Below are 20,302 nucleotides of genomic sequence, written 5' to 3'. Positions count from 1 at the left end.
CCTCATACTTTCTCAGCATATCCGAGGAAGGTGTTCACCCTCCAGCATGCCGAGGATACGTTTTCCTCCAAGGAAGGTTTCCAAAAGCACGAGCCCCGGCTTTCCTTCCTGCACCTGCCCGATACGAGCTGCCTTCCGGCCAAGAGGGTGAGCCCGCATGTTCAGGAGAACTTGATCCGCTGCGTCCGGCGCTGCAATGACTAATGCTTTTCCTTCATTGGCCAAATAAAGGGGATCAAGTCCTAACATCCCACAGGCACCTTCTACGCTGGGAGACAAAGGCAATTGCTCCTCATTCAAAAGCAAACTGACTCCCGCTTGTTGGGCTAATTCATTAAGAGTTGTAGCCACGCCGCCGCGGGTAGGATCTCTCATACATTTAACTCCCGGCAGATAAAAGGTATCAATCAGGTTATTTAAAGGAGCACAGTCACTCAGCACAGGAGTTTGAAATTCCAGCCCCTCCCGCTCAGACAAAATTGCGATTCCATGATCTCCAATCGTTCCTGTAATCAGAATCTCATCACCGGGCTGAATCCGGTCCGGCCCGACTGAACGATCTGTAATATACCCTATCCCGGTCGTGTTTATGAAAATTTTATCGGCACTCCCGCGTTCCACGACTTTTGTATCTCCGCCGGCAATTACTACACCGGCTTCAGCGGCCGTCTCAGCAACGCTTTTAATAATCCGCTCCAGCTCATCCATGGGAAAACCTTCTTCAATAATAAGGGCCAGGGTTAAAAATTTAGGAATTGCTCCGCTTACCGCTAAATCATTGACCGTACCGCACACTGCCAGTTTGCCGATATTTCCCCCCCGGAAAAACAAAGGTGAAACCACAAAAGAGTCCGTGGTCACAGCAATTTTTTCAAGGCCCGGCAGGAGGGCCGCATCGTTCATTTGATCCAAGTAAGAATTCCCCAGATATTTCTGGAAAAGGTTGCGAATTAGTTCATGGCTCAGCCGCCCACCGCTTCCGTGGGCTAACATAATGCGTTCCATTTAATCCGCTCCCTTCTGAGCATAACGGTGATAAGCCGCACAGGACCCTTCCGTCGAAACCATGCAAGGCCCCACCGGCTTCATTGGTGTACAGTGTTTGGCAAACAAAGGACATTGGGTGGGATAGATCAGCCCTCTCAAAACATCGCCGCAACGACAACCCGGTGTATCCGGCGAATTAAAAACGGGTAAGGAAAATTTTCGTGCCGCATCCCAAAGGCTATAGTCTTCCCGAATCCCTAAACCACTTTGGGGGATGAGTCCAATTCCTCGCCAGGACGCATCCACCGGTTCAAAAACCTGCTCAATAAACCGTTTGGCCTGAGGATTTCCCTCAGCCCTGACCACACGTTGATATTGAATTTCGATGTCTGAACGCTCCTCCGCACGTTGGCGCAGGAGCATAACAATCCCTTCTAAAATATCAAGAGCGTCAAATCCTGTCACTGCTCCCGGCAAACCATAGTCTCCGGCCATAAACTCAAGCGGTTTGATCCCGATGATTGAGCAAACATGTCCCGGATGAAGAAAAGCATCCACAGCCAATTGATCATCCACAGCCAACAATTTTAAAACCGGAGGGACGACTTTGTGCATGGACAGCACACTATAATTTTTGATTTCTTCCCGTTTAGCTATTTCTAAACTCACTGCGACCGTAGGGATTGTGGTTTCAAATCCAACTCCCAGAAATACAACCTCTTTATCCGGGTTACTGCGGGCTAATTCCAAGGCATCCTGAGTTGAATAAACAACCCGGACGTCCGCACCTTCCGCGCGCAGACCCTGCAGGCTTTTGTCTGTACCCGGCACACGAATCATATCTCCAAATGTAGCGGTAATAACCTTTGGCTGTGCCGCTAAATACAGATAACGGTCAATATCACTGCTGTCCGTCACACAGACCGGACAGCCCGGACCGGAAATTAAGCGCACCGTATCCGGCAGCAGCTCTCGAATAGCGTTTTTGGCAATGGCAACGGTATGGGTCCCGCAAACTTCCATTATTGTATAGGGACTCTGAGCCAGCGCCTTAATCTCGGCCAAGTAATCCTTCGCTTTAGCTTGTCGTTCCTTACTCCCCTTCTTCATAAGCCTTGGCTACCTCCAATAAAAGGTCTTCCGTCTCTTTGGCGCTCTCATCATCAATTATTCCGATGGCGAATCCTGCATGGACCAAGACATAGTCGCCGGGCTTAACCTCCGGGACTAAGTCCGTACTGACAACCCGTTCGTTTCCCATCATATCCACTTGGGCAAGGGATCCCTTCAGCGTAACTACTTTGGCAGGAATAGCTAAACACATCTTACAACACCTCATTTGCGATTAATAGTTGTCCGAAGGCCAGTCCGCCATCCCCTGGGGGGAGTGTTCGGGACCGCAAAACTCTAATCCCTTTTTCTTTGCAGTTGAACAGAACTGCTTCCGTCAATAGCTTGTTTTGGAATACCCCCCCGCTTAATACCAAAGGCCCGCTCTCCACACCTAAGCGCACGGCTAAATCAACAATAGCCCGGGCCACAGTTATATGGAAGCGGAAGGCAATTTCCTCCCGGCTTACGCCCTGAAGAAGGTCGTGGACTAATGCTTGGAAAAGCACTCCGACACCTAGAATGAGAACCCCGTTCTCTGCCCGAATTTCATAAGGGTAGGAGAATGATTCCTCAATAGGTTGCAGGCCTGAGTTCAAAAACCTGGCTGCTGTACTTTCAAGTTCTATGGCAGCTTGCCCTTCATAGGTGACCTTTGTACAAACACCCAGCAATCCGCTGACCGCATCAAAGAGCCTTCCCGCACTTGAAGTTTGAAAGACTTGAACTCCTGTCTCAAGCTGACGGTCTAAAATCTGACGTTCGTGAATTGGGAGAGCTGACCAAAGTGACATGGTCTTTTGCCACACTTCATCTGTTAAAAGAGTCTTAAGATAAGCATAGGCAATTCGCAAAGGGTGTTTCGCACCCGCATCTCCTCCCGGCAGCCCTAAGTACTCCAGATGAGCTTTGCGTTCATAACCTGAGGAATTGCCATACAGAAATTCAAACCCCCAGATGCAATCATCCTCTCCGAAACCGGTTCCGTCACAGATAACTCCGAGAGTCGCTTCCGGTCTGTCCCATTCCCCCAGCACGCTGACTAAATGGGCGTGATGATGCTGTACAGCCTGTTTCGGCATACTCTGTTCCAAGGCAAATCCGGTTAAGTGATAGTTGGGATGTTTATCATAAGCCATCGAACTGGGGGTGATATTAACCACTCTCTGAAAGGATTCCAGTTCCTGGCGGAAGCGCTGAAAATTTTCGTACCCTTCCATATCTCCTAAGTACTGACTGACAAAGGCCCTCTGACCCCTGGCCAGGCAAAAAGCATTCTTAAGATCTCCGCCTGCACCAAGCAGTGAGGTTTTAACCTGAAACGCTGACATTAAGATGGGTAAGGGGACATAGCCGCGGGCGCGCCGCAAAAAAACGGCTTCATCTCCGATCACTTGAAGGACCGAGTCATCACAGGGATGGAAAATATCCCTGTCATGGATAAGATAAAAATCCGCCACTCCCTGCAAAGATGCCAAAGCCTCATCATTTGTATAGATAAGTGGACGTCCGCTCAGATTGGCGCTTGTCATGACTAAAAAATCAAAGGGTCCTTCAAAGAGTAAATAGTGTAAGGGAGTATAGGGAAGCATCATCCCTAAAGTATGTAACCCGGGTGCAATCTCCTCCGGCAAAGAATCGCTGATTCCCGATCTTCGTTCTAAAACAACGATAGGGGCTGCCGGACTGTGTAACAATTCCTCTTCCTTGCCGCTGATCACGACTTCGCTGTGCGCCTTGGCCATCGACCGGGCCATCACTGCAAAGGGCTTTGCTCCCCGTTCCTTCCGCTCTCTCAAACGGCGGACGGCTTCCGGGTTTCGCGCATCACAGACGAGATGGAACCCCCCCAGACCTTTTACTGCGATGATCCCGCCTTGAGCAAGCTGATCTGCTCCCAGGCCCGCAAGCGGGCGGCCAAGGGCATCAAGAAGCTGAAGCTTTGGTCCGCAATTTGTACAGGCAACGGGTTGGGCATGAAACCTTCGATTGCTTGGATTTTTATAGTCCGCTTCACAAGATTGGCACATTGGAAAATCTGACATCGTAGTTAAGGTCCGATCATAGGGCACATCCCGGATAATGGTATAGCGAGGGCCGCAATTTGTGCAATTTGTGAAAGGAAATTGATAAAAGCGGTTCTTGGGGTCAGCCATGTCTTTGAGACAAGCCTGACAGGTTGCAACATCCGGCGAAATCAGAACATCTGTGTCTTCCACTGTTTCACTGTCTGTAATCTCAAATTTTTCATAATTGATAATTTCTATATCAACCGATCCCGCTGTCAAAATTTGAGCCAAAGGAGGAGCTTCTGTCCGCAAACGCTGATAGAACAAGTCAAGATTATTTCCTTCGGCATGAATGGTTACACCACGGCTTGAGTTATTCACCCATCCTTTAACATCCAGTTCCTCTGCAAGCTTAAAAACAAAAGGCCGAAAGCCTACTCCTTGAACAATACCATTAAAGTAAATAGCTTTTGCTTGTTTTTTCATTATTTCATCCAGCTTTCAAGCTTACTGTAATCATTCTTCATGATCATAATTTTGACACTCTTATTGTACACGCCAACTTCTGATTTCTTCAAGTCTATAATTATACAAATGATTTGACAATTTCTTGCCATTAGTATTAATGATTATCAAATTACAATCTTAAATTGTCAATTTTCAAAAAATTCTTTAAAAAAGAAGGAAACTTAAGTTTAAATTAAGAATATATGTTAGTATAAAAGTTTCAACTAATCTAAGCTACGTAGTCGACGGAATTATTCAATTCAGGAGGTGTTCTGCAAGAATGGGTATTTTTGATTTGCTCACAGTCAAAGGGGTTTCTCGGCGTGATTTTATGAAATTAATTGCAGCCACAACAGCAGCACTTGGGCTACCCGACTTTATAATCCCTCAGGCAGCCAGCGCCGCGGAACAGGCACTAAAGAAACCACCTGTTATCTGGTTGGAAGGAATGGATTGCACCGGGTGTACTGAATCAGCCATTTCTACCTTAAATCCTTCACCCGCCGAACTTATTTTAGACATGCTCTCCATACGCTATCACGAAACGATTATGGCCGGTTCCGGTTATACATCAGAAGAAGCCTACCACCAAGCACTTACAGAAAACTTCGTACTTGTGGTTGAGGGTTCCTGTCCCGCTGAAGAAGACCGTTTCTGTATGATTGGCGGAAGACCTTTCCGCAAAATTCTGATTGAATCAGCCCAAAAAGCTCAAGTAATTATCGCCATCGGAAGCTGCGCATCTGAGGGCGCCGGAATACCCGGAGCCTGTGCAACCGGGGCTGTCGGAGTAGCAGAACTCCTCAGAAAAGAGGGAATTAACAAAACCGTCATTAATCTTCCCTGTTGCCCGGTCAAACCCACAACCCTGATCGGCACCATCCTCTATTACTTGACCTATCAAAAAGCTCCGGAGCTTGACTCGCAAAACCGTCCCGTGGTCTTCTATGGAAGTTTGCTGCATGACAACTGTCCGCGGCGCGGTCACTTTGAGAATGGAAACTTCCTTACCGATTGGAACGACCCGCTTCAAAAAGAGTATTGCTTAATTCTGAAGGGCTGCAAAGGTCCCAAGACTTACACAGACTGTGCCCAGGTATGGTGGAACGACAATGCCAACTTTTGCATTAATGCTGGATCTCCCTGTTCCGGATGTTCAGAAAAAGAGTTTTATGATGGATTTAGTCCATTATACTCTAAACAAGAAATGTTTTCCCTTCCAGGCATCGGCCGGGTCAATGCAGATACCGTCGGGGCTGTTATCGGCGGAGCCGCAGCAGTAGGCCTGGGTGCCCATTTAATTGCTACTGCAGCAAGCGGAAGACTGAGCAATAAGGATCATAAGGAGGACATGTAGATGGCGAAAGTAGTTATCGATCCCTTAACACGTATTGAAGGACACTTAAGGGTTGAAGTAGAAGTCGAGAATGGCAAAGTTGTTGACGCCCATGTTATCGGGACCATGTACCGGGGGATTGAAGCCATGCTCCGCGGGCGTGATCCACGTGATGCTACTTATGTTACAGAACGTGTCTGCGGCGTTTGTGCCGGTTCCCATGGCTGGGCGTCCTCTTTAGCCCTGGACAAAGCCTTTGGGGCAAGTGTTCCGGCCGGCGGACGGCTTATCCGGAATCTGATTATCGGGGCTATGTACCTCCATGATCATCCCCTGCATTTTTATCACCTGAGCGCTCTTGATTATATAGATGTTATGGCTGTGGCCCAATATCAAGGGAAAGACCCCGGACTTCTTGCCGTAAAGGATAAAATAGTAAAACTGGTTACCGCCGGAGATACCGCTCCTCTAACCCCCCGCTACAAACCTGATGCTTTCAGCGTCAATGATCCGGAATTAGTGACCATGGCCGTTGCCCACTACTTAAAAGCCCTGGAGATGCAAGCGAAAGCTAAGAAAATGTCCGCCTTGTTCGCCGGAAAACAGCCCCATCAATCTTCGATCGTCGTCGGCGGCGTAACTATGCTGCCTAACATCACCGTTGTTGAGCAATTCCGTTCAATGTTATATGAGCAGCTTGATTTTATTGAGAAAACTTATTTACAGGATGTGTTAACCTTTGGAACAGGTCCGCTTCTGCCCTTGGCTCAGGCGGGTGTCGGCGGAGGAAGTCCTAACTATCTTTCTTATGGCGGATTTGCCCGCGATGATGCCGGTAAGGATTTATTCTTTAAAGCAGGCGTTATCACGGATGGGGATTTAAGTAATGTCAAACCGGTCGATGAAGCAAAAATTACGGAAGACGTTCAATATTCCTGGTATAAAGCCAGCCCTAACGGAAAAACACCCTATACCGAGGATACCGTACCTGATCTGGATAAGAAGGGTGCCTATACCTTTGTTAAAGCTCCCCGTTATGAAGGCAAACCGATGGAAGTCGGACCTCTGGCCCGAATGCTTGTTATGCAGCCTAAAGGACTTATGGATATTATCGCCAAGTACAGCATTAAGCCGGGTGCTGTAGCACGTCATGCGGCTCGTGCTTATGAAACTCTTCTCATGGCTAAAGATATGTTCAATTGGTTGGATGCCTTAGAAAAAGAAATGGGTTCCAAGGATTTTCGCATTCATGACACTGAACATTGGAATGCCCCCGCTACCGGGCAAGGTGCAGGCATGACCGAAGTACCGCGAGGCTCACTTGGTCACTTTATCAAAGTCGCTGATCACAAAACAGAAAATTATCAAATGGTTGTTCCAACAACCTGGAACTTCTCGCCCCGGGATGACAAGGATGTCCGCGGCCCGGTTGAGCAGGCTCTCATCGGAGTGCCCGTTCCTGACCTCGATAATCCTGTCAACATTGTCCGGGTTGTCCGCTCTTACGATCCCTGCCTTGCCTGTGCAATTCACCTTATTGATCCAGTAACCAACGATATTAAGAAATTCCAGATCGGCTGGTAATAAAGGAGGGAAGCACATGTCTAGCCAATTAGACTTAGACCACCCATTGTTTCAGCGTGTTAGCCACTGGGTCAATTTGATCAATTTCCTGGTATTAACGATCACAGGCTTTCTTATTCATTCCCCTTATCCCGGGATGCCCATGAACTTGGTTCGGAATTTACATTTCATCTTTATGTATCTTTTAATCATTAATGGGGTTCTCCGTTTTTATTACTCCTTTTTTGGAAAACATAAAGATTATGGCGATTTCTTCTTTAACAAGCAGGATGTCAAAACTACTTGGCCGCAAATTAAATACTATTTGTTTATTGGTAAACATCCTAAAACCGGGAAATATAACCCGCTCCAAAAATTGGCCTATATAGCCTTACCCATTATGACCATAGTTCAAGCTGTGACCGGCTTCATACTCTACAGACCGGAACAATTGTCGGGTGCCGCCAGTTATTTTGGCAGTTTAGCTGCTGTACGGGGATTTCATTACCTCTTAATGTGGTTATTTATCGCTGTCATTGCCGTTCATGTTTATCTTGTATTCACTACCGCCTATGAGCAGTTTTTATTCATGTTCTTCGGCAAAGGACGAAAGGAGAAAAGCGTATCATAATGCAATCACCTAAGATTATGGTGATGGGAGTCGGAAACATCCTCTTATCAGATGAGGGTTTAGGGGTTCGCTTTTTGGATGAATTAGCGAAGTTTGAATTCCCTGCCAATGTTGAGATACTTGAAGGAGGTACAGCGGGCCTGGAACTTGTTCATCTGATTCAAGATGTCGACTTTCTGATTATCGTCGATGCCTTCAACGGACACGCAGAGCCAGGGGCATTATTCCGCTTTCAGCCGGGAGATCTCCAAATAATCCCTGAACAATACGAAGTTTCTTTTCATCAAATCGGCATTATAGAAGTACTGTCCATGGCCAATCTCTTGGGGCAAGCTCCGCAAACCTTAATTTTCGGTATCCAGCCTAAATGTTTAGACTGGGGACTGGAAATAAGCCCTGAAATCTCGGTACTATTCCCCCGTCTCACGGAGTTAGTTCGCAAGGAAATCGACTCCATACAGCGAGAAGGAAAATTTACTTCAGCCTAAACTCCAAGGGCCATACACCGCTTGACTAAAGCAGGTGTATGGCCCTTTAAACATTATCCGTTATAGTCCTTATAATCCAAAACCTCTTGATTCAGCCAAGTGATCCATTCGTTGAGCCCATTCCCCTTACGACAAGATACTTCAAAAATACGTATCTCCGGATTTATGGTTAAAATGTCCTTTTTCATGGTCTCCATGTTCACGTCGGTCAACTTTTCCAGATCCATTTTATTGAGAACAACCGCTTTGGCATTGCGGAAAATCACAGGATACTTTGAGGGCTTGTCGTCTCCTTCAACAATACTTAAAACGATAACCTTAAACGCTTCCCCCAGATCAAAATCAGCCGGGCACACTAAGTTTCCGACATTTTCAATGATCATTAGATCCATAGCCTTCCAATCAAACTCCGGCAGAACCTTGCTGACCATTTTACTATCCAGGTGACAGCCACCGCCGGTATTAATCTGAATGACAGGTATTTCGTGTGTGGCAATCCGATCGGCATCTTTACTGGTGAAGATGTCTCCCTCAATAACTCCAACCTTGAGGTTCTTGCTTAAAAGGGGCAAGGTCTTTTCTAAAAGTGAGGTTTTTCCCGCTCCGGGCGAGCCAATCACATTAATGGCTAAACAATGATTCTTTCGAAAATGTGTACGGTTCAGGTCGGCCTGCATGTCATTTGAACCAAGTAAATTAGCCATTACTTCAATTTCACGACGGCTGGATTCCATAATTATTCTACCTCCAGGCTTTCAAGTAAAAGTTCCTCACCTTGAATTATTTCGACGCTCGTATTCTGACAGTTTGGACATAGAAAAAACATCCCCCGCACCGTAAACTCATGCCGGCAGTCCCGGCAGCGGGCACGAACGGACACACGTTCAACCGACAACTCCGCTCCTTCACAAATAGTATCCTTGCTATAAGCTTCGAAAGCCATTTGCAGGGCATCCGGTTCTGCATTTGTGAGTTCTCCGACCTTAAGTTTTACCTGGAGCACTCTCTTTATAGTATGCTGGGAGATTGTCTGTTCAATGACCTCAAAGACTCCTCCCATTAACGACATTTCGTGCACAACATCTCTCCTGTCCTTTCCCTGTATTCTTGTACTTATCCAAGTTTATCGCTCAATAGCTGGGTATCCTTAATCAACTTGCACTCATCTATTCTCATTAAATCCCCGCCTAATCACCGTGAGCTATGCTGAGCCATCCTATAAATACTTCGACTAAAAGGTGCCGATATCCTTTACCACAGGAGCTAAAATACAGAATCATCAGACTTAAATGCAATTCCTCCGGCTTTTAGTTATAAACTTAAACTAAACAATTATAACCGCTCCAGCTTTATGTATCTTCAGATTAAGTGTTTATGAATGGAATTAATTGTCTAATAAAAATGTGTATAGAGTCCTTTTTGATGGTTAGTATAATAATGTGCCAGAACAACTGAAAAGGAGGATGGTCATTATGAGTCGAAACACACCTGAAGTTCCGGAATCCGAAAAACAGTTGGATGAACTTAAGTGGGAAGTGGCAGAAGAACTTGATTTAGACGATGATATTCAGGAAAAAGGGTTTGCAAACATGACAACCCGGGAAGTCGGCCAAATCGGCGGAAATATGGTCAAGAAAATGATTAACTTTGCTGAAAAAGAAATGGCGGAACAAGGTACGGATATTATAGATTAGGTTTTTGATAGTAAAAACCTGCAAGGGACGACGTTTTAGAACGTAGTCCCTTGTTTCATTGAACCCTTTCTCAGCAGCTTACTCTTCCACATAGGGAATCGTAAGCGGGCCAAGGGGCAGCACCGCAATACTCATTTCCTCACCGTATTTACCTTTTAAGTCCTTTAATGTCTGTTCAATATCCCTCGTTGGGGTTAAATTCGCTATTTTGGTTGATTCTTCAGGCAAGGAAGAATACAAATAGACATCTGCCCACTCTTGAATCATCGCCAATCGTTGTGCCTCCCACTGATCAAACATTTGAAATGAGGGCTCATTGATCATTTCCAGCAGTTCTTGAGGTGAGTTGCGCATTTGAAGTATTTTAACAAAATTTCCATGCTCGGGCATACCTTCACTGCATTCCGCAGCACAGATAATCGTTCCACCTTGTTTAACAATCATCCGGGCGGCATCCATACCTTTAACAGCCTGATACAGATTCTGATCAAGAGGATAACCTGCATTGGTGGTAATTACAACGTCATAGCGTTTGTCACATTTGACCATGGCCTGCTGCTTGACATATTCACACCCGATAGCATGGGCCTCAGCCAGCTCACCTGCAAAGACATTGGTAATCTTTTTCTCCCCATTAAGAGCAACATTAAGGAGAAAATCCGGTTTACAGAAGCTATTGACTTCTCTTGCCATTTCCTGAAGGGGATTATTGTCTATTTTTCCCCAAGTTGCCATCTGGTGTCCGATCATTTTAGCGTTATGAAAGGTCAGAATTGTTTCAATGCCAGCTATACCAGGCATAATTCCTTTAGGCCCGCCTGAAAAACCCGCAAAGAAATGGGGCTCAATAAACCCGGTTACGATTCTGAAATCTGCCTCAACATAGTCTTTATTTAAATATACCTCACAGCCGAACCTGCTCGTTCCGACATGGGAGAGTTCAGATTTTTCGTGACAATGGTGATTCACAATCCGTACAGTATTTACAACCTTTTCTCCCAACATTTCAATAAACTCTTCCCTCGTTTGATCACGGTGCGTCCCTAAACCGTTCAGAATAGTGACATTTTCTATAGGCACATGAGGAAGTTCCTCAAGCAGCCATGGAACTAATTTATGGTTGGGTGTCGGCCTGGTAATATCACTGATTACGATAACTACCTTGTCAGTTGGTTTAACCATTTCCCTAAGCGGTTTTGTTCCTTTAGGATTTCGCAGAGCGTCAATGACAAGTGCATGATCGTCCTCAGGTAAGCTCAAGTGAGTGGGTTCAACAACTCTCGTAATTTCAGGGACCTTTAAATTTAATCCGCTCTTGCCATAGGCTAAAAAAACATTCATATGTAGTCTCCTTTATTCCGATATTCCAAGTTAATGGTCTAAGAAGTCAATTCTTTAGGAAAAGTTAGTGAAAAGAAAGCCTTATAAACTTAAAGCGATGGATTTTAACCCGCTGCTAACGTCTTGTAAACCCTCAATTAAGGCAGCAATTTGCTGATTAGCCTGTGCTTGTTCCTGCGTAATTGTACTGTTGCGCAACGAACTTGCTGTAATCTTTTGAATAACGGATTGAAACTCCAGTAAGAGCGCACTGATCTCATTAGCAGATCGGTTACTTTCATCTGCCAATTTACGAACTTCGCCCGCTACAACGGAAAAACCGCGGCCATGTTCTCCTGCCCGGGCAGCCTCAATTGCCGCATTTAACCCTAGAAGATTCGTCTGTTTCGCAACTCTGCGAATAAGCTCTAATATATCCGAGGTTGATAGAAGCTGATTTTCCCCATCCTGTGCTTCTGCGGCAATAGTTTGACTAATAGAGGCCACTTCCTGGGCTGATGCAGCGGTTTGCTGCACCGCACTTGCCGCCTGCTCTATTGCGCTGCTCAAGACCTGTACTTGATCGCGAATAATTTCTTTCAATTCTTCGTCTCTTAACAACATGACGACCATACCTGCAGCAATCTTGGCAACAGCGCTGACGATATCTATGGGCCCGGCTATGCCAAAGGTACCAATTTTAATTCCATCGACTTTAATTGCCTGATTATAACCTTCTTTAAGTTTCCCGTCTGAGACTTCAGCCTCCGCTGCCGTGATGGTTGTGGAATCAATATTTGTGGACATTATTTGTCGGCTTCCCTTATGCTGTAGACCTATTCTAGTCTGAGCAGAATCTGCCATAATTATCCCTTGCTCATTACAAACTATAACAGCAAACCCACTTTGTTCATAAATAAAATCCACAATTTTATTTGCGACAAATTCACTAAGCTTTACGGCCACACATTCATCCCCTTTAAACTAATCAACTGCTCCATCATATAGCATTGCCTGATGGTCCGACCAAATTATGTCTATGTATTTTGTTCCTTATTAAATAATATTACCACATAATTTGTTGGAAAGTTTGTTAAATTACTCACTTATATGATTGCTCTTCATCAATACATGGCTCCTCCCGAACCCGATAATCCGTATTCGTAAGGATGAGGTGGATTTTTTACTGTCTGCCAGCCTTATGAGCAGCTAAAACCTTATTTGCTAAGGGTTTTAACTGCTCATAAGGCTAATTTTCTATATTTAATTGAAAATTGTGAATGATTAGTGATACTGTATGAGTATAACCATCCCCAGGCGGTAATGAACTAAAGTATTTATCGCTTATACAGGGGAATGACGACAAGCACAGAACGATTGATTTGAGGAGGAGTTGCATTGGGAATATATGAATTTGAAGGAAACAGACCAACCATTGGAAAGGGGTGTTTTATTCACCCTGAGGCGACGATTATTGGCAATGTCACCCTGGGTGAGGGATGTTATGTGGGTGCGGGCGCCCGTATTAGGGGGGACTGGGGGAATATTATTATTGGTCCTGAATCGAATATTCAAGAGAACTGCGTCATTCACATCGGCATTGGAGCAACGGCACAACTTGGCCCACGAAGTCACATCGGGCATGGTGCCATTTTGCATTCAACTACTTTAGGTGAACACGTATATGTAGGAATGGGAGCAATCATCATGGATCGAAGCGAAATCGGCGATGGTTGTTGTATTGGGGCGGGGGCTGTAATTACAGAAAATAAAGTAATTCCGCCTCACAAACTAGTGGTTGGAGTGCCCTGCAAAATAATTGGGGATGTAACGGAGGAATTGAAGAAGAAACTGGAAGAAGCAACCGCCTGTTATATTGGGTTATCCCCTCGGTGCGAACAAGGGTTAAAGGAGATTAAGTAACCTGGGGCTGGTTTCTTATCTAAGCTCTCTGCGTGAAGAATCGGAATGGTTAAAAGATATTGTGGGAAGACGATTGGTAATTGAATGTAGAAGGACCCCATGCCGCTAATGGCACCATCAAAGAATGACAACGAGAGTGCTCCCGGGTCGGGCAGTTTCACCCACATCCGTTCACTCAGCACTCCGAGGCTCACCCACTCGCCGGCGCGGGACTCCGCCAAACCTCCGGGTAATACCTGATGTGAACCCGTGGCTCCGTTTCCCCGCACCGGCTTGTGGGCCTTACCGCCTCTCCATGCGATGAGTTCACTTCTGTGGACGAAGCTGCCCTGCTTGCGGGTCTGAGGATTCTTCTTCATGTCTTTAGGGTCTTTTTCGGAGTAGAGTAAAATATGTGTTGTAGTGACCGGTAATATGGGACATCAGATTGCTCTTTGCGCTGCTTTGGCGGGAAGGTCATACAGTATTATTAAACACAGAAAGACCATCTCGTTAGAGATGGCCTTTCGCTTGTTACCTGGCGATGACTTGCTTTCCCAGGAGCTATGCTCCAAGTATCATCGGCCCTGGAACGAAAGGCGGACGAGCCTTTCGCCACACTGCGACTCATAACGCACGCTCCTGCAGTGTGGATTCTTAACTTCCGTGTTCGGTATACGAAAAGCGGATGAGCTTTTCGCCACACTGCGTCTCCAAACGCATTCTCCTGCAGTGTGGATCGAACGGGTGGAACCCCGGACCTCGGTGCTTTCATTATGCAATATCACTATCACTGATACACGCTGATACACAGAAAGACCATCTCGTTAGAGATGGCCTTTCGCTTGTTACCTGGCGATGACCTGCTTTCCCAGGAGCTATGCTCCAAGTATCCTTGGCCCTGGAGGTCTTAACTTCCGTGTTCGGTATACGAAAAGCGGATGAGCTTTTCGCCACACTGCATCCCCAAACGCATTCTCCTGCAGTGTGGATCGAACGGGTGGAACCCCGAACCTCGGTGCTTTCATTATGCAATATCACTATCACTGATACACGCTGATACACAGAAAGACCATCTCGTTAGAGATGGCCTTTCGCTTGTTTACCTGGCGATGACCTGCTTTCCCAGGAGCTATGCTCCAAGTATCATCGGCCCTGGAGGTCTTAACTTCCGTGTTCGGTATGGGAACGGGTGGAACCCCTCCGGCATAATCACCAGATCTCTGAGATAGTCGCTTTCTTTCGAACGCTGTTCTCTCAAAACTGCACAGAGTCGTTTTCTAGTATCGTCTTAGAATTTGAGCCACTCACCCAGTTGTTCGCAATCTCAGAGTCCTCCATCGTTGCCATCGTCATTTCTGACCTCTGGCTTCCGGCTTCCGACCTCTGTGACTTTAGGTCAAGCCCTCGACCGATTAGTACCAGTCAGCTCCACACGTCACCGTGCTTCCACACCTGGCCTATCTACCTGATCTTCCTTCAGGGGTCTTACCAGCTTTTGCTGTGGGAAATCTCATCTTGAGGCCGGTTTCGCGCTTAGATGCTTTCAGCGCTTATCCGCTCCGAATATAGCTACCCAGCTGTGCCTCTGGCGAGACAACTGGTACACCAGGGATTCGTCCATCCCGGTCCTCTCGTACTAGGGACAGATCCTCTCAAATTTCCTGCGCCTGCGACGGATAGGGACCGAACTGTCTCACGACGTTCTGAACCCAGCTCACGTACCGCTTTAATGGGCGAACAGCCCAACCCTTGGGACCTACTACAGCCCCAGGATGCGATGAGCCGACATCGAGGTGCCAAACCTCCCCGTCGATATGGACTCTTGGGGGAGATAAGCCTGTTATCCCCAGGGTAGCTTTTATCCGTTGAGCGATGGCCCTTCCACTCGGTACCACCGGATCACTAAGCCCTACTTTCGTACCTGCCCGACTTGTTGGTCTCGCAGTCAAGCTCCCTTTTGCCTTTACACTCTTCGCGCGATTTCCAACCGCGCTGAGGGAACCTTTGGGCGCCTCCGTTACTCTTTAGGAGGCGACCGCCCCAGTCAAACTGCCCACCTGATACTGTCCCCAACCCCGCTTCAGGGGCCTAGGTTAGAACTTCAGTACAAAAAGAGTGGTATCCCACCGTTGACTCCACCAAGGCTGGCGCCCTAGCTTCTCCGTCTCCCACCTATCCTGTACATTTTATACCAAAATCCAATGTCAAGCTGCAGTAAAGCTCCATGGGGTCTTTCTGTCCTGTCGCAGGTAACCCGCATCTTCACGGGTATTACAATTTCGCCGAGTCCCTCGTTGAGACAGTGTCCAGATCGTTACACCTTTCGTGCGGGTCAGAACTTACCTGACAAGGAATTTCGCTACCTTAGGACCGTTATAGTTACGGCCGCCGTTTACTGGGGCTTCAATTCAAAGCTTCGGGTTGCCCCTAACCTCTCCTCTTAACCTTCCAGCACCGGGCAGGTGTCAGCCCCTATACTTCTCCTTTCGGATTTGCAGGGACCTGTGTTTTTGTTAAACAGTCGCCTGGACCATTTCTCTGCGGCTCACTCTTCAGTGAGCGCCCCTTCTCCCGAAGTTACGGGGCTATTTTGCCGAGTTCCTTAACGAGGGTTTTCTCGCGCGCCTTAGGATTCTCACCCCATCTACCTGTGTCGGTTTACGGTACGGGCACCTGGTCACTCACTAGAGGTTTTTCTTGACAGCCTGGAGTCGGTTACTTCGCTACTTATGTTCGCTCCCCATCACGTCTCAGAGTCTCGCAGGGCGGATTTGCCTACCCTACCTCCTACTCGCTTGGGCGTGCTCGACCAACGGCACGCTTAACCTATCCTTCTGTGTCACCCCATTGCTCAACCATTTCCAGGTGGTACTGGAATTTCAGCCAGTTGTCCATCACCTACGCCTTTCGGCCTCGGCTTAGGTCCCGACTTACCCTGGGCGGACGAGCCTTCCCCAGGAAACCTTAGATTTTCGGCGGGAAGGATTCTCACCTTCCTTTTCGCATACTCATACCGGCATTCTCACTTCTATCCACTCCACCAAACCTTACAGTTTGACTTCTCTGCTGATAGAACGCTCCCCTACCCCTGCGCATGAAGCGCAAGCCATAGCTTCGGTGATACACTTGAGCCCCGTTACATTTTCGGCGCAGAACCACTCGACCAGTGAGCTATTACGCACTCTTTAAATGGTGGCTGCTTCTGAGCCAACATCCTGGTTGTCTGTGCAATTCCACATCCTTTCCCACTTAGTGTATACTTGGGGACCTTAGCTGATGGTCTGGGCTGTTTCCCTTTCGACTATGAAGCTTATCCCCCACAGTCTGACTCCCAATCTAAATCCAATGGCATTCGGAGTTTGATAAGGTTCGGTAACCTGGTAAGGCCCCTAGCCTATTCAGTGCTCTACCGCCATCGCTCATCAATTGAGGCTAGCCCTAAAGCTATTTCGGGGAGAACCAGCTATCTCCGTGTTCGATTGGCATTTCACCCCTACCCACAGCTCATCCCCTGCCTTTTCAACGACAGTGAGTTCGGGCCTCCAGTGGGTTTTACCCCACCTTCACCCTGGCCATGGGTAGATCACACGGTTTCGGGTCTACAGCATGCAACTTTCGCCCTCTTCAGACTCGCTTTCGCTTCGGCTCCGGCTTCCCGCCTTAACCTCGCTGCATACCGTAACTCGCCGGTTCATTCTACAAAAGGCACGCCACTACACTAACGTGCTGTGACTGCTTGTAAGCGTACGGTTTCAGGTTCTTTTTCACTCCTCTTCCGAGGTGCTTTTCACCTTTCCCTCACGGTACTGGTTCGCTATCGGTCGCTAAGTAGTATTTAGCCTTGGGAGGTGGTCCTCCCTGCTTCCCACGGGGTTTCACGTGTCCCGCGGTACTCAGGATTCCCTCACAGTTTAGTTCTCTTTCGCTTACAGGGGTGTTACCTTCTTTGCCGAGACTTTCCAGTCTTCTTCAGCTAGAGATCTTCACTTAAAAGAGGGTCCTACAACCCCGAATCCCGAAGGATTCGGTTTGGGCTCTTCCCGTTTCGCTCGCCGCTACTCAGGGAATCGATGATTCTTTCTTTTCCTCCGGGTACTTAGATGTTTCAGTTCCCCGGGTTGTCTTCTTTAACCTATGGATTCAGCTAAAGATAACCGGACATGACTCCGGTTGGGTTGCCCCATTCGGGTATCCACGGATCAAGACCTGCTTACGATTCCCCGTGGCATTTCGCTGTTAACCGCGCCCTTCTTCGACTCTTAGCGCCTAGGCATCCACCGTACGCCCTTAGTAGCTTGACCTATTGATCGCTACATCTAGGTTTACTCAAAACTTGCGTTTTGATGTGAATTCTTTCGACTTTACTAGTTTTCTTCTCTATGCAGTTTTCAAAGAACAGTATAAAAATATAGGACTGTTAGTCAAGCATGTCTGCTTTTCCCTCAATCCTTTGTGAGTGAGGTTCCATGATGGATCAAATTCCTTTGATCTTCCTGGTCTCTCAAAACTAAACAACAGCTCTCTCCAATGAGTTGCCGATCCCTCGGCTTGAGTCTTGCGACTCGTATTGATCTCTCGTCAAACTCAGTTTCTCAACCTTGCTCTCCGAAAGAACCGACCAATAGGATGTTCGTTTAAAGCCTTAGCTCTAAACCGTTCTCCTTAGAAAGGAGGTGATCCAGCCGCACCTTCCGATACGGCTACCTTGTTACGACTTCACCCCAATCATCGGCCCCACCTTCGACGGCTAGCTCCCTTTCGGGTTACCTCACCGGCTTCGGGTGTTGCAGACTTTCGTGGTGTGACGGGCGGTGTGTACAAGGCCCGGGAACGTATTCACCGCAGTATGCTGACCTGCGATTACTAGCGATTCCGACTTCATGCAGGCGAGTTGCAGCCTGCAATCCGAACTGAGACCGGCTTTCTCGGATTGGCTTCACCTCGCGGCTTCGCTTCCGTCTGTACCGGCCATTGTAGCACGTGTGTAGCCCAAGACATAAGGGGCATGATGATTTGACGTCATCCCCACCTTCCTCCGGTTTATCACCGGCAGTCTATCTAGAGTGCTCGACCTTACTCGTTAGCAACTAAATACAGGGGTTGCGCTCGTTGCGGGACTTAACCCAACATCTCACGACACGAGCTGACGACAACCATGCACCACCTGTCTCTCTGCTCCCCGAAGGGCACCCCCATGTTTCCACAGGGTTCAGAGGATGTCAAGCCTTGGTAAGGTTCTTCGCGTTGCGTCGAATTAAACCACATGCTCCACCGCTTGTGCGGGCCCCCGTCAATTCCTTTGAGTTTCAACCTTGCGGCCGTACTCCCCAGGCGGAGTGCTTATTGTGTTAACTGCGGCACAGAAGGGGTCGATACCCTCTACACCTAGCACTCATCGTTTACGGCGTGGACTACCAGGGTATCTAATCCTGTTTGCTCCCCACGCTTTCGCGCCTCAGCGTCAGTTACAGTCCAGAAAGTCGCCTTCGCCACTGGTGTTCCTCCACATATCTACGCATTTCACCGCTACACGTGGAATTCCACTTTCCTCTCCTGTCCTCAAGATCTCCAGTTTCCGATGCACTCTCAGGGTTGAGCCCTGATCTTTCACACCAGACTTAAAAATCCGCCTACGCGCCCTTTACGCCCAATAATTCCGGACAACGCTTGCCCCCTACGTATTACCGCGGCTGCTGGCACGTAGTTAGCCGGGGCTTCCTCCTTGGGTACCGTCATGTGAAATCAATATTTTCAACCTCACCGTTCTTCCCCAAAGACAGTACTTTACAATCCGAAGACCTTCATCATACACGCGGCGTTGCTCCGTCAGACTTTCGTCCATTGCGGAAGATTCCCCACTGCTGCCTCCCGTAGGAGTCTGGGCCGTGTCTCAGTCCCAGTGTGGCCGTTCACCCTCTCAGGCCGGCTACTGATCGTCGCCTTGGTAGGCCTTTACCCCACCAACCAGCTAATCAGACGCGGGTCCATCCATAATCGATAGCATATACAGAGGCCATCTTTCCTTAAGTCGTGATGCCACATCTTAAGATTATCCGGTATTAGCCCTCGTTTCCAAGGGTTGTCCCGGCTTTATGGGTAGGTTACCCACGCGTTACTCACCCGTCCGCCACTAAGACTTTCTCTAAGTAAACTCTTCGAAAGTCTCCGTTCGACTTGCATGTGTTAGGCACGCCGCCAGCGTTCGTCCTGAGCCAGGATCAAACTCTCCAAAAAAAGTTATTTCACTTCTCACTTGAAGAAGATGATTGACTCATGTTTCTTTCGAAACTCTTGCGGAATTCTATAGAATTCCTCTCATTGGCTGTCCTTGTTGTTTAGTTTTCAAAGACCATGCTTATGTCCCCAAGAGACAGAATCATACGTTAGCATTTACAACTTACATTGTCAATAGCTAATTTCGATTTGATTCGATCCAAAAACTCAAGATAATATCTATTAGTTTTTTAATCGGCATGTATCTCGCGGCACTCAGTTATAATACCATTTCAGGACTTTACTGTCAACACTTATTTTCTTTCTTTCGAGATTTTTCTCGAAGATTTTGCCCCTAAGAGTGACGTCGGTTATAGTATCACATTTATATATTAAGGTCAATATTTATCGACGCTAATTTACGTTAATTGCTTTTATTTCAATGGCGCTAGGAAGTATTGCAAATCCTTCCCGCACAATTGTGTAAAGGAAGGATTCGATAATATCTTCATACGGCAACATTGCCTTATTAAATTCTT

15 protein-coding genes and 3 rRNA genes are annotated in these 20,302 nt (G+C 47.3%); 6 read left to right on the top strand and 12 right to left on the bottom strand.

The annotated features are described in order from the left end of the window. Positions 1 to 12: 12 nt before the first annotated feature. Genes hypE through hypF form a run of 4 tightly spaced genes read right to left on the bottom strand, consistent with a single transcriptional unit; the run spans position 13 to position 4,592 of the window. Positions 13 to 1,005, bottom strand: coding sequence for a hydrogenase expression/formation protein HypE (gene hypE / locus DESYODRAFT_RS04030; RefSeq protein WP_007779719.1), 993 nt, complete (start codon positions 1,003 to 1,005; stop codon positions 13 to 15). Then, positions 1,006 to 2,097 (bottom strand): hydrogenase formation protein HypD, encoded by a 1,092-nt coding sequence (hypD, locus tag DESYODRAFT_RS04025; RefSeq protein ID WP_007779718.1) that lies wholly within the window; start codon positions 2,095 to 2,097, stop codon positions 1,006 to 1,008. Next, positions 2,081 to 2,311: a HypC/HybG/HupF family hydrogenase formation chaperone gene (locus DESYODRAFT_RS04020; protein ID WP_007779715.1), complete on the bottom strand. Its 231-nt coding sequence runs from the start codon at positions 2,309 to 2,311 to the stop codon at positions 2,081 to 2,083. Before DESYODRAFT_RS04020 ends, hypD begins: the two co-directional genes overlap by 17 nt. Position 2,312: 1 nt before the next feature. Continuing rightward, positions 2,313 to 4,592, bottom strand: coding sequence for a carbamoyltransferase HypF (gene hypF / locus DESYODRAFT_RS04015; protein WP_007779713.1), 2,280 nt, complete (start codon positions 4,590 to 4,592; stop codon positions 2,313 to 2,315). A gap of 301 nt (positions 4,593 to 4,893) precedes the next feature. On the opposite strand from hypF, the gene DESYODRAFT_RS04010 reads away from it, so the two are divergent. The 4 genes from DESYODRAFT_RS04010 to DESYODRAFT_RS03995 are packed head-to-tail and all read left to right on the top strand — an operon-like array spanning position 4,894 to position 8,631. After that, a complete protein-coding gene (locus tag DESYODRAFT_RS04010) occupies positions 4,894 to 5,970 on the top strand; it encodes a hydrogenase small subunit (RefSeq protein ID WP_007779709.1) in 1,077 nt (358 codons plus the stop codon). Beyond that, positions 5,971 to 7,533, top strand: a complete 1,563-nt coding sequence (locus DESYODRAFT_RS04005; protein WP_007779707.1) for a nickel-dependent hydrogenase large subunit — start codon at positions 5,971 to 5,973, stop codon at positions 7,531 to 7,533. A gap of 16 nt (positions 7,534 to 7,549) precedes the next feature. Continuing rightward, the gene (cybH, locus tag DESYODRAFT_RS04000) at positions 7,550 to 8,143 is read left to right on the top strand and encodes a Ni/Fe-hydrogenase, b-type cytochrome subunit (protein ID WP_007779705.1); all 594 of its coding nucleotides are present in this window, start codon (positions 7,550 to 7,552) and stop codon (positions 8,141 to 8,143) included. Beyond that, complete coding sequence (locus DESYODRAFT_RS03995; RefSeq protein ID WP_007779702.1) at positions 8,143 to 8,631, top strand: HyaD/HybD family hydrogenase maturation endopeptidase; 489 nt, start codon at positions 8,143 to 8,145, stop codon at positions 8,629 to 8,631. Before cybH ends, DESYODRAFT_RS03995 begins: the two co-directional genes overlap by 1 nt. Positions 8,632 to 8,684: 53 nt before the next feature. Here DESYODRAFT_RS03995 and hypB read toward each other — a convergent pair whose 3' ends face one another. Further along, entirely contained in the window at positions 8,685 to 9,365 is a 681-nt protein-coding gene (hypB, locus tag DESYODRAFT_RS03990) for a hydrogenase nickel incorporation protein HypB (protein ID WP_007779700.1), read from the bottom strand. Positions 9,366 to 9,367: 2 nt separating this feature from the next. Continuing rightward, positions 9,368 to 9,709: a hydrogenase maturation nickel metallochaperone HypA gene (gene hypA, locus DESYODRAFT_RS03985; protein ID WP_007779698.1), complete on the bottom strand. Its 342-nt coding sequence runs from the start codon at positions 9,707 to 9,709 to the stop codon at positions 9,368 to 9,370. A 394-nt stretch (positions 9,710 to 10,103) separates the two neighbouring features. Between hypA and DESYODRAFT_RS03980 the strand changes: the two genes are divergently transcribed. Beyond that, positions 10,104 to 10,325 carry an alpha/beta-type small acid-soluble spore protein gene (locus DESYODRAFT_RS03980; RefSeq protein WP_007779696.1) on the top strand — a complete coding sequence of 74 codons (222 nt, stop codon included), beginning with the start codon at positions 10,104 to 10,106 and terminating at the stop codon, positions 10,323 to 10,325. Positions 10,326 to 10,403: 78 nt separating this feature from the next. Here DESYODRAFT_RS03980 and larA read toward each other — a convergent pair whose 3' ends face one another. Both larA and DESYODRAFT_RS03970 read right to left on the bottom strand, forming a co-directional pair. Beyond that, a complete protein-coding gene (larA, locus tag DESYODRAFT_RS03975; RefSeq protein ID WP_007779695.1) occupies positions 10,404 to 11,666 on the bottom strand; it encodes a nickel-dependent lactate racemase in 1,263 nt (420 codons plus the stop codon). Positions 11,667 to 11,747: 81 nt separating this feature from the next. After that, positions 11,748 to 12,611, bottom strand: a complete 864-nt coding sequence (locus DESYODRAFT_RS03970) for a methyl-accepting chemotaxis protein (RefSeq protein ID WP_007779693.1) — start codon at positions 12,609 to 12,611, stop codon at positions 11,748 to 11,750. Between the two features lie 432 nt (positions 12,612 to 13,043). On the opposite strand from DESYODRAFT_RS03970, the gene DESYODRAFT_RS03965 reads away from it, so the two are divergent. Continuing rightward, positions 13,044 to 13,568 (top strand): gamma carbonic anhydrase family protein, encoded by a 525-nt coding sequence (locus DESYODRAFT_RS03965; RefSeq protein ID WP_007779691.1) that lies wholly within the window; start codon positions 13,044 to 13,046, stop codon positions 13,566 to 13,568. On the opposite strand, the gene DESYODRAFT_RS27785 is transcribed toward DESYODRAFT_RS03965, so the two are convergent. From DESYODRAFT_RS27785 to DESYODRAFT_RS03945, 4 genes are all read right to left on the bottom strand, one after another. Continuing rightward, on the bottom strand, positions 13,517 to 13,927 hold the full coding sequence (locus tag DESYODRAFT_RS27785) for a hypothetical protein (protein ID WP_085938770.1): 411 nt from the start codon (positions 13,925 to 13,927) through the stop codon (positions 13,517 to 13,519). The two genes, DESYODRAFT_RS03965 and DESYODRAFT_RS27785, sit on opposite strands and share 52 nt — an antisense overlap. Positions 13,928 to 14,651: 724 nt before the next feature. Further along, positions 14,652 to 14,767 (bottom strand): 5S ribosomal RNA (gene rrf / locus DESYODRAFT_RS03955). A 175-nt stretch (positions 14,768 to 14,942) separates the two neighbouring features. After that, positions 14,943 to 17,851, bottom strand: a 23S ribosomal RNA gene (locus tag DESYODRAFT_RS03950). Between the two features lie 365 nt (positions 17,852 to 18,216). Then, positions 18,217 to 19,784 (bottom strand): 16S ribosomal RNA (locus tag DESYODRAFT_RS03945). Together the 16S, 23S and 5S rRNA genes form the textbook arrangement of a ribosomal RNA operon. Positions 19,785 to 20,302 lie beyond the last annotated feature (518 nt).

It is taken from the genome of Desulfosporosinus youngiae DSM 17734, from assembly GCF_000244895.1.
Classification (GTDB): domain Bacteria; phylum Bacillota; class Desulfitobacteriia; order Desulfitobacteriales; family Desulfitobacteriaceae; genus Desulfosporosinus; species Desulfosporosinus youngiae.
Note: the sequence above shows the minus strand (reverse complement) of the source record. Positions and strands in the feature narration are given on the sequence as shown.

Excerpts from the sequence above, each read along its gene's own strand:
- hypE (WP_007779719.1), bottom strand. The coding sequence starts at position 1,005 with ATGGAACGCATTATGTTAGCCCACGGAAGCGGTGGGCGGCTGAGCCAT.
- hypD (WP_007779718.1), bottom strand. The coding sequence starts at position 2,097 with ATGAAGAAGGGGAGTAAGGAACGACAAGCTAAAGCGAAGGATTACTTG.
- DESYODRAFT_RS04020 (WP_007779715.1), bottom strand. The coding sequence starts at position 2,311 with ATGTGTTTAGCTATTCCTGCCAAAGTAGTTACGCTGAAGGGATCCCTT.
- hypF (WP_007779713.1), bottom strand. The coding sequence starts at position 4,592 with ATGAAAAAACAAGCAAAAGCTATTTACTTTAATGGTATTGTTCAAGGA.
- DESYODRAFT_RS04010 (WP_007779709.1), top strand. The coding sequence starts at position 4,894 with ATGGGTATTTTTGATTTGCTCACAGTCAAAGGGGTTTCTCGGCGTGAT.
- DESYODRAFT_RS04005 (WP_007779707.1), top strand. The coding sequence starts at position 5,971 with ATGGCGAAAGTAGTTATCGATCCCTTAACACGTATTGAAGGACACTTA.
- cybH (WP_007779705.1), top strand. The coding sequence starts at position 7,550 with ATGTCTAGCCAATTAGACTTAGACCACCCATTGTTTCAGCGTGTTAGC.
- DESYODRAFT_RS03995 (WP_007779702.1), top strand. The coding sequence starts at position 8,143 with ATGCAATCACCTAAGATTATGGTGATGGGAGTCGGAAACATCCTCTTA.
- hypB (WP_007779700.1), bottom strand. The coding sequence starts at position 9,365 with ATGGAATCCAGCCGTCGTGAAATTGAAGTAATGGCTAATTTACTTGGT.
- DESYODRAFT_RS03980 (WP_007779696.1), top strand. The coding sequence starts at position 10,104 with ATGAGTCGAAACACACCTGAAGTTCCGGAATCCGAAAAACAGTTGGAT.
- larA (WP_007779695.1), bottom strand. The coding sequence starts at position 11,666 with ATGAATGTTTTTTTAGCCTATGGCAAGAGCGGATTAAATTTAAAGGTC.
- DESYODRAFT_RS27785 (WP_085938770.1), bottom strand. The coding sequence starts at position 13,927 with ATGAAGAAGAATCCTCAGACCCGCAAGCAGGGCAGCTTCGTCCACAGA.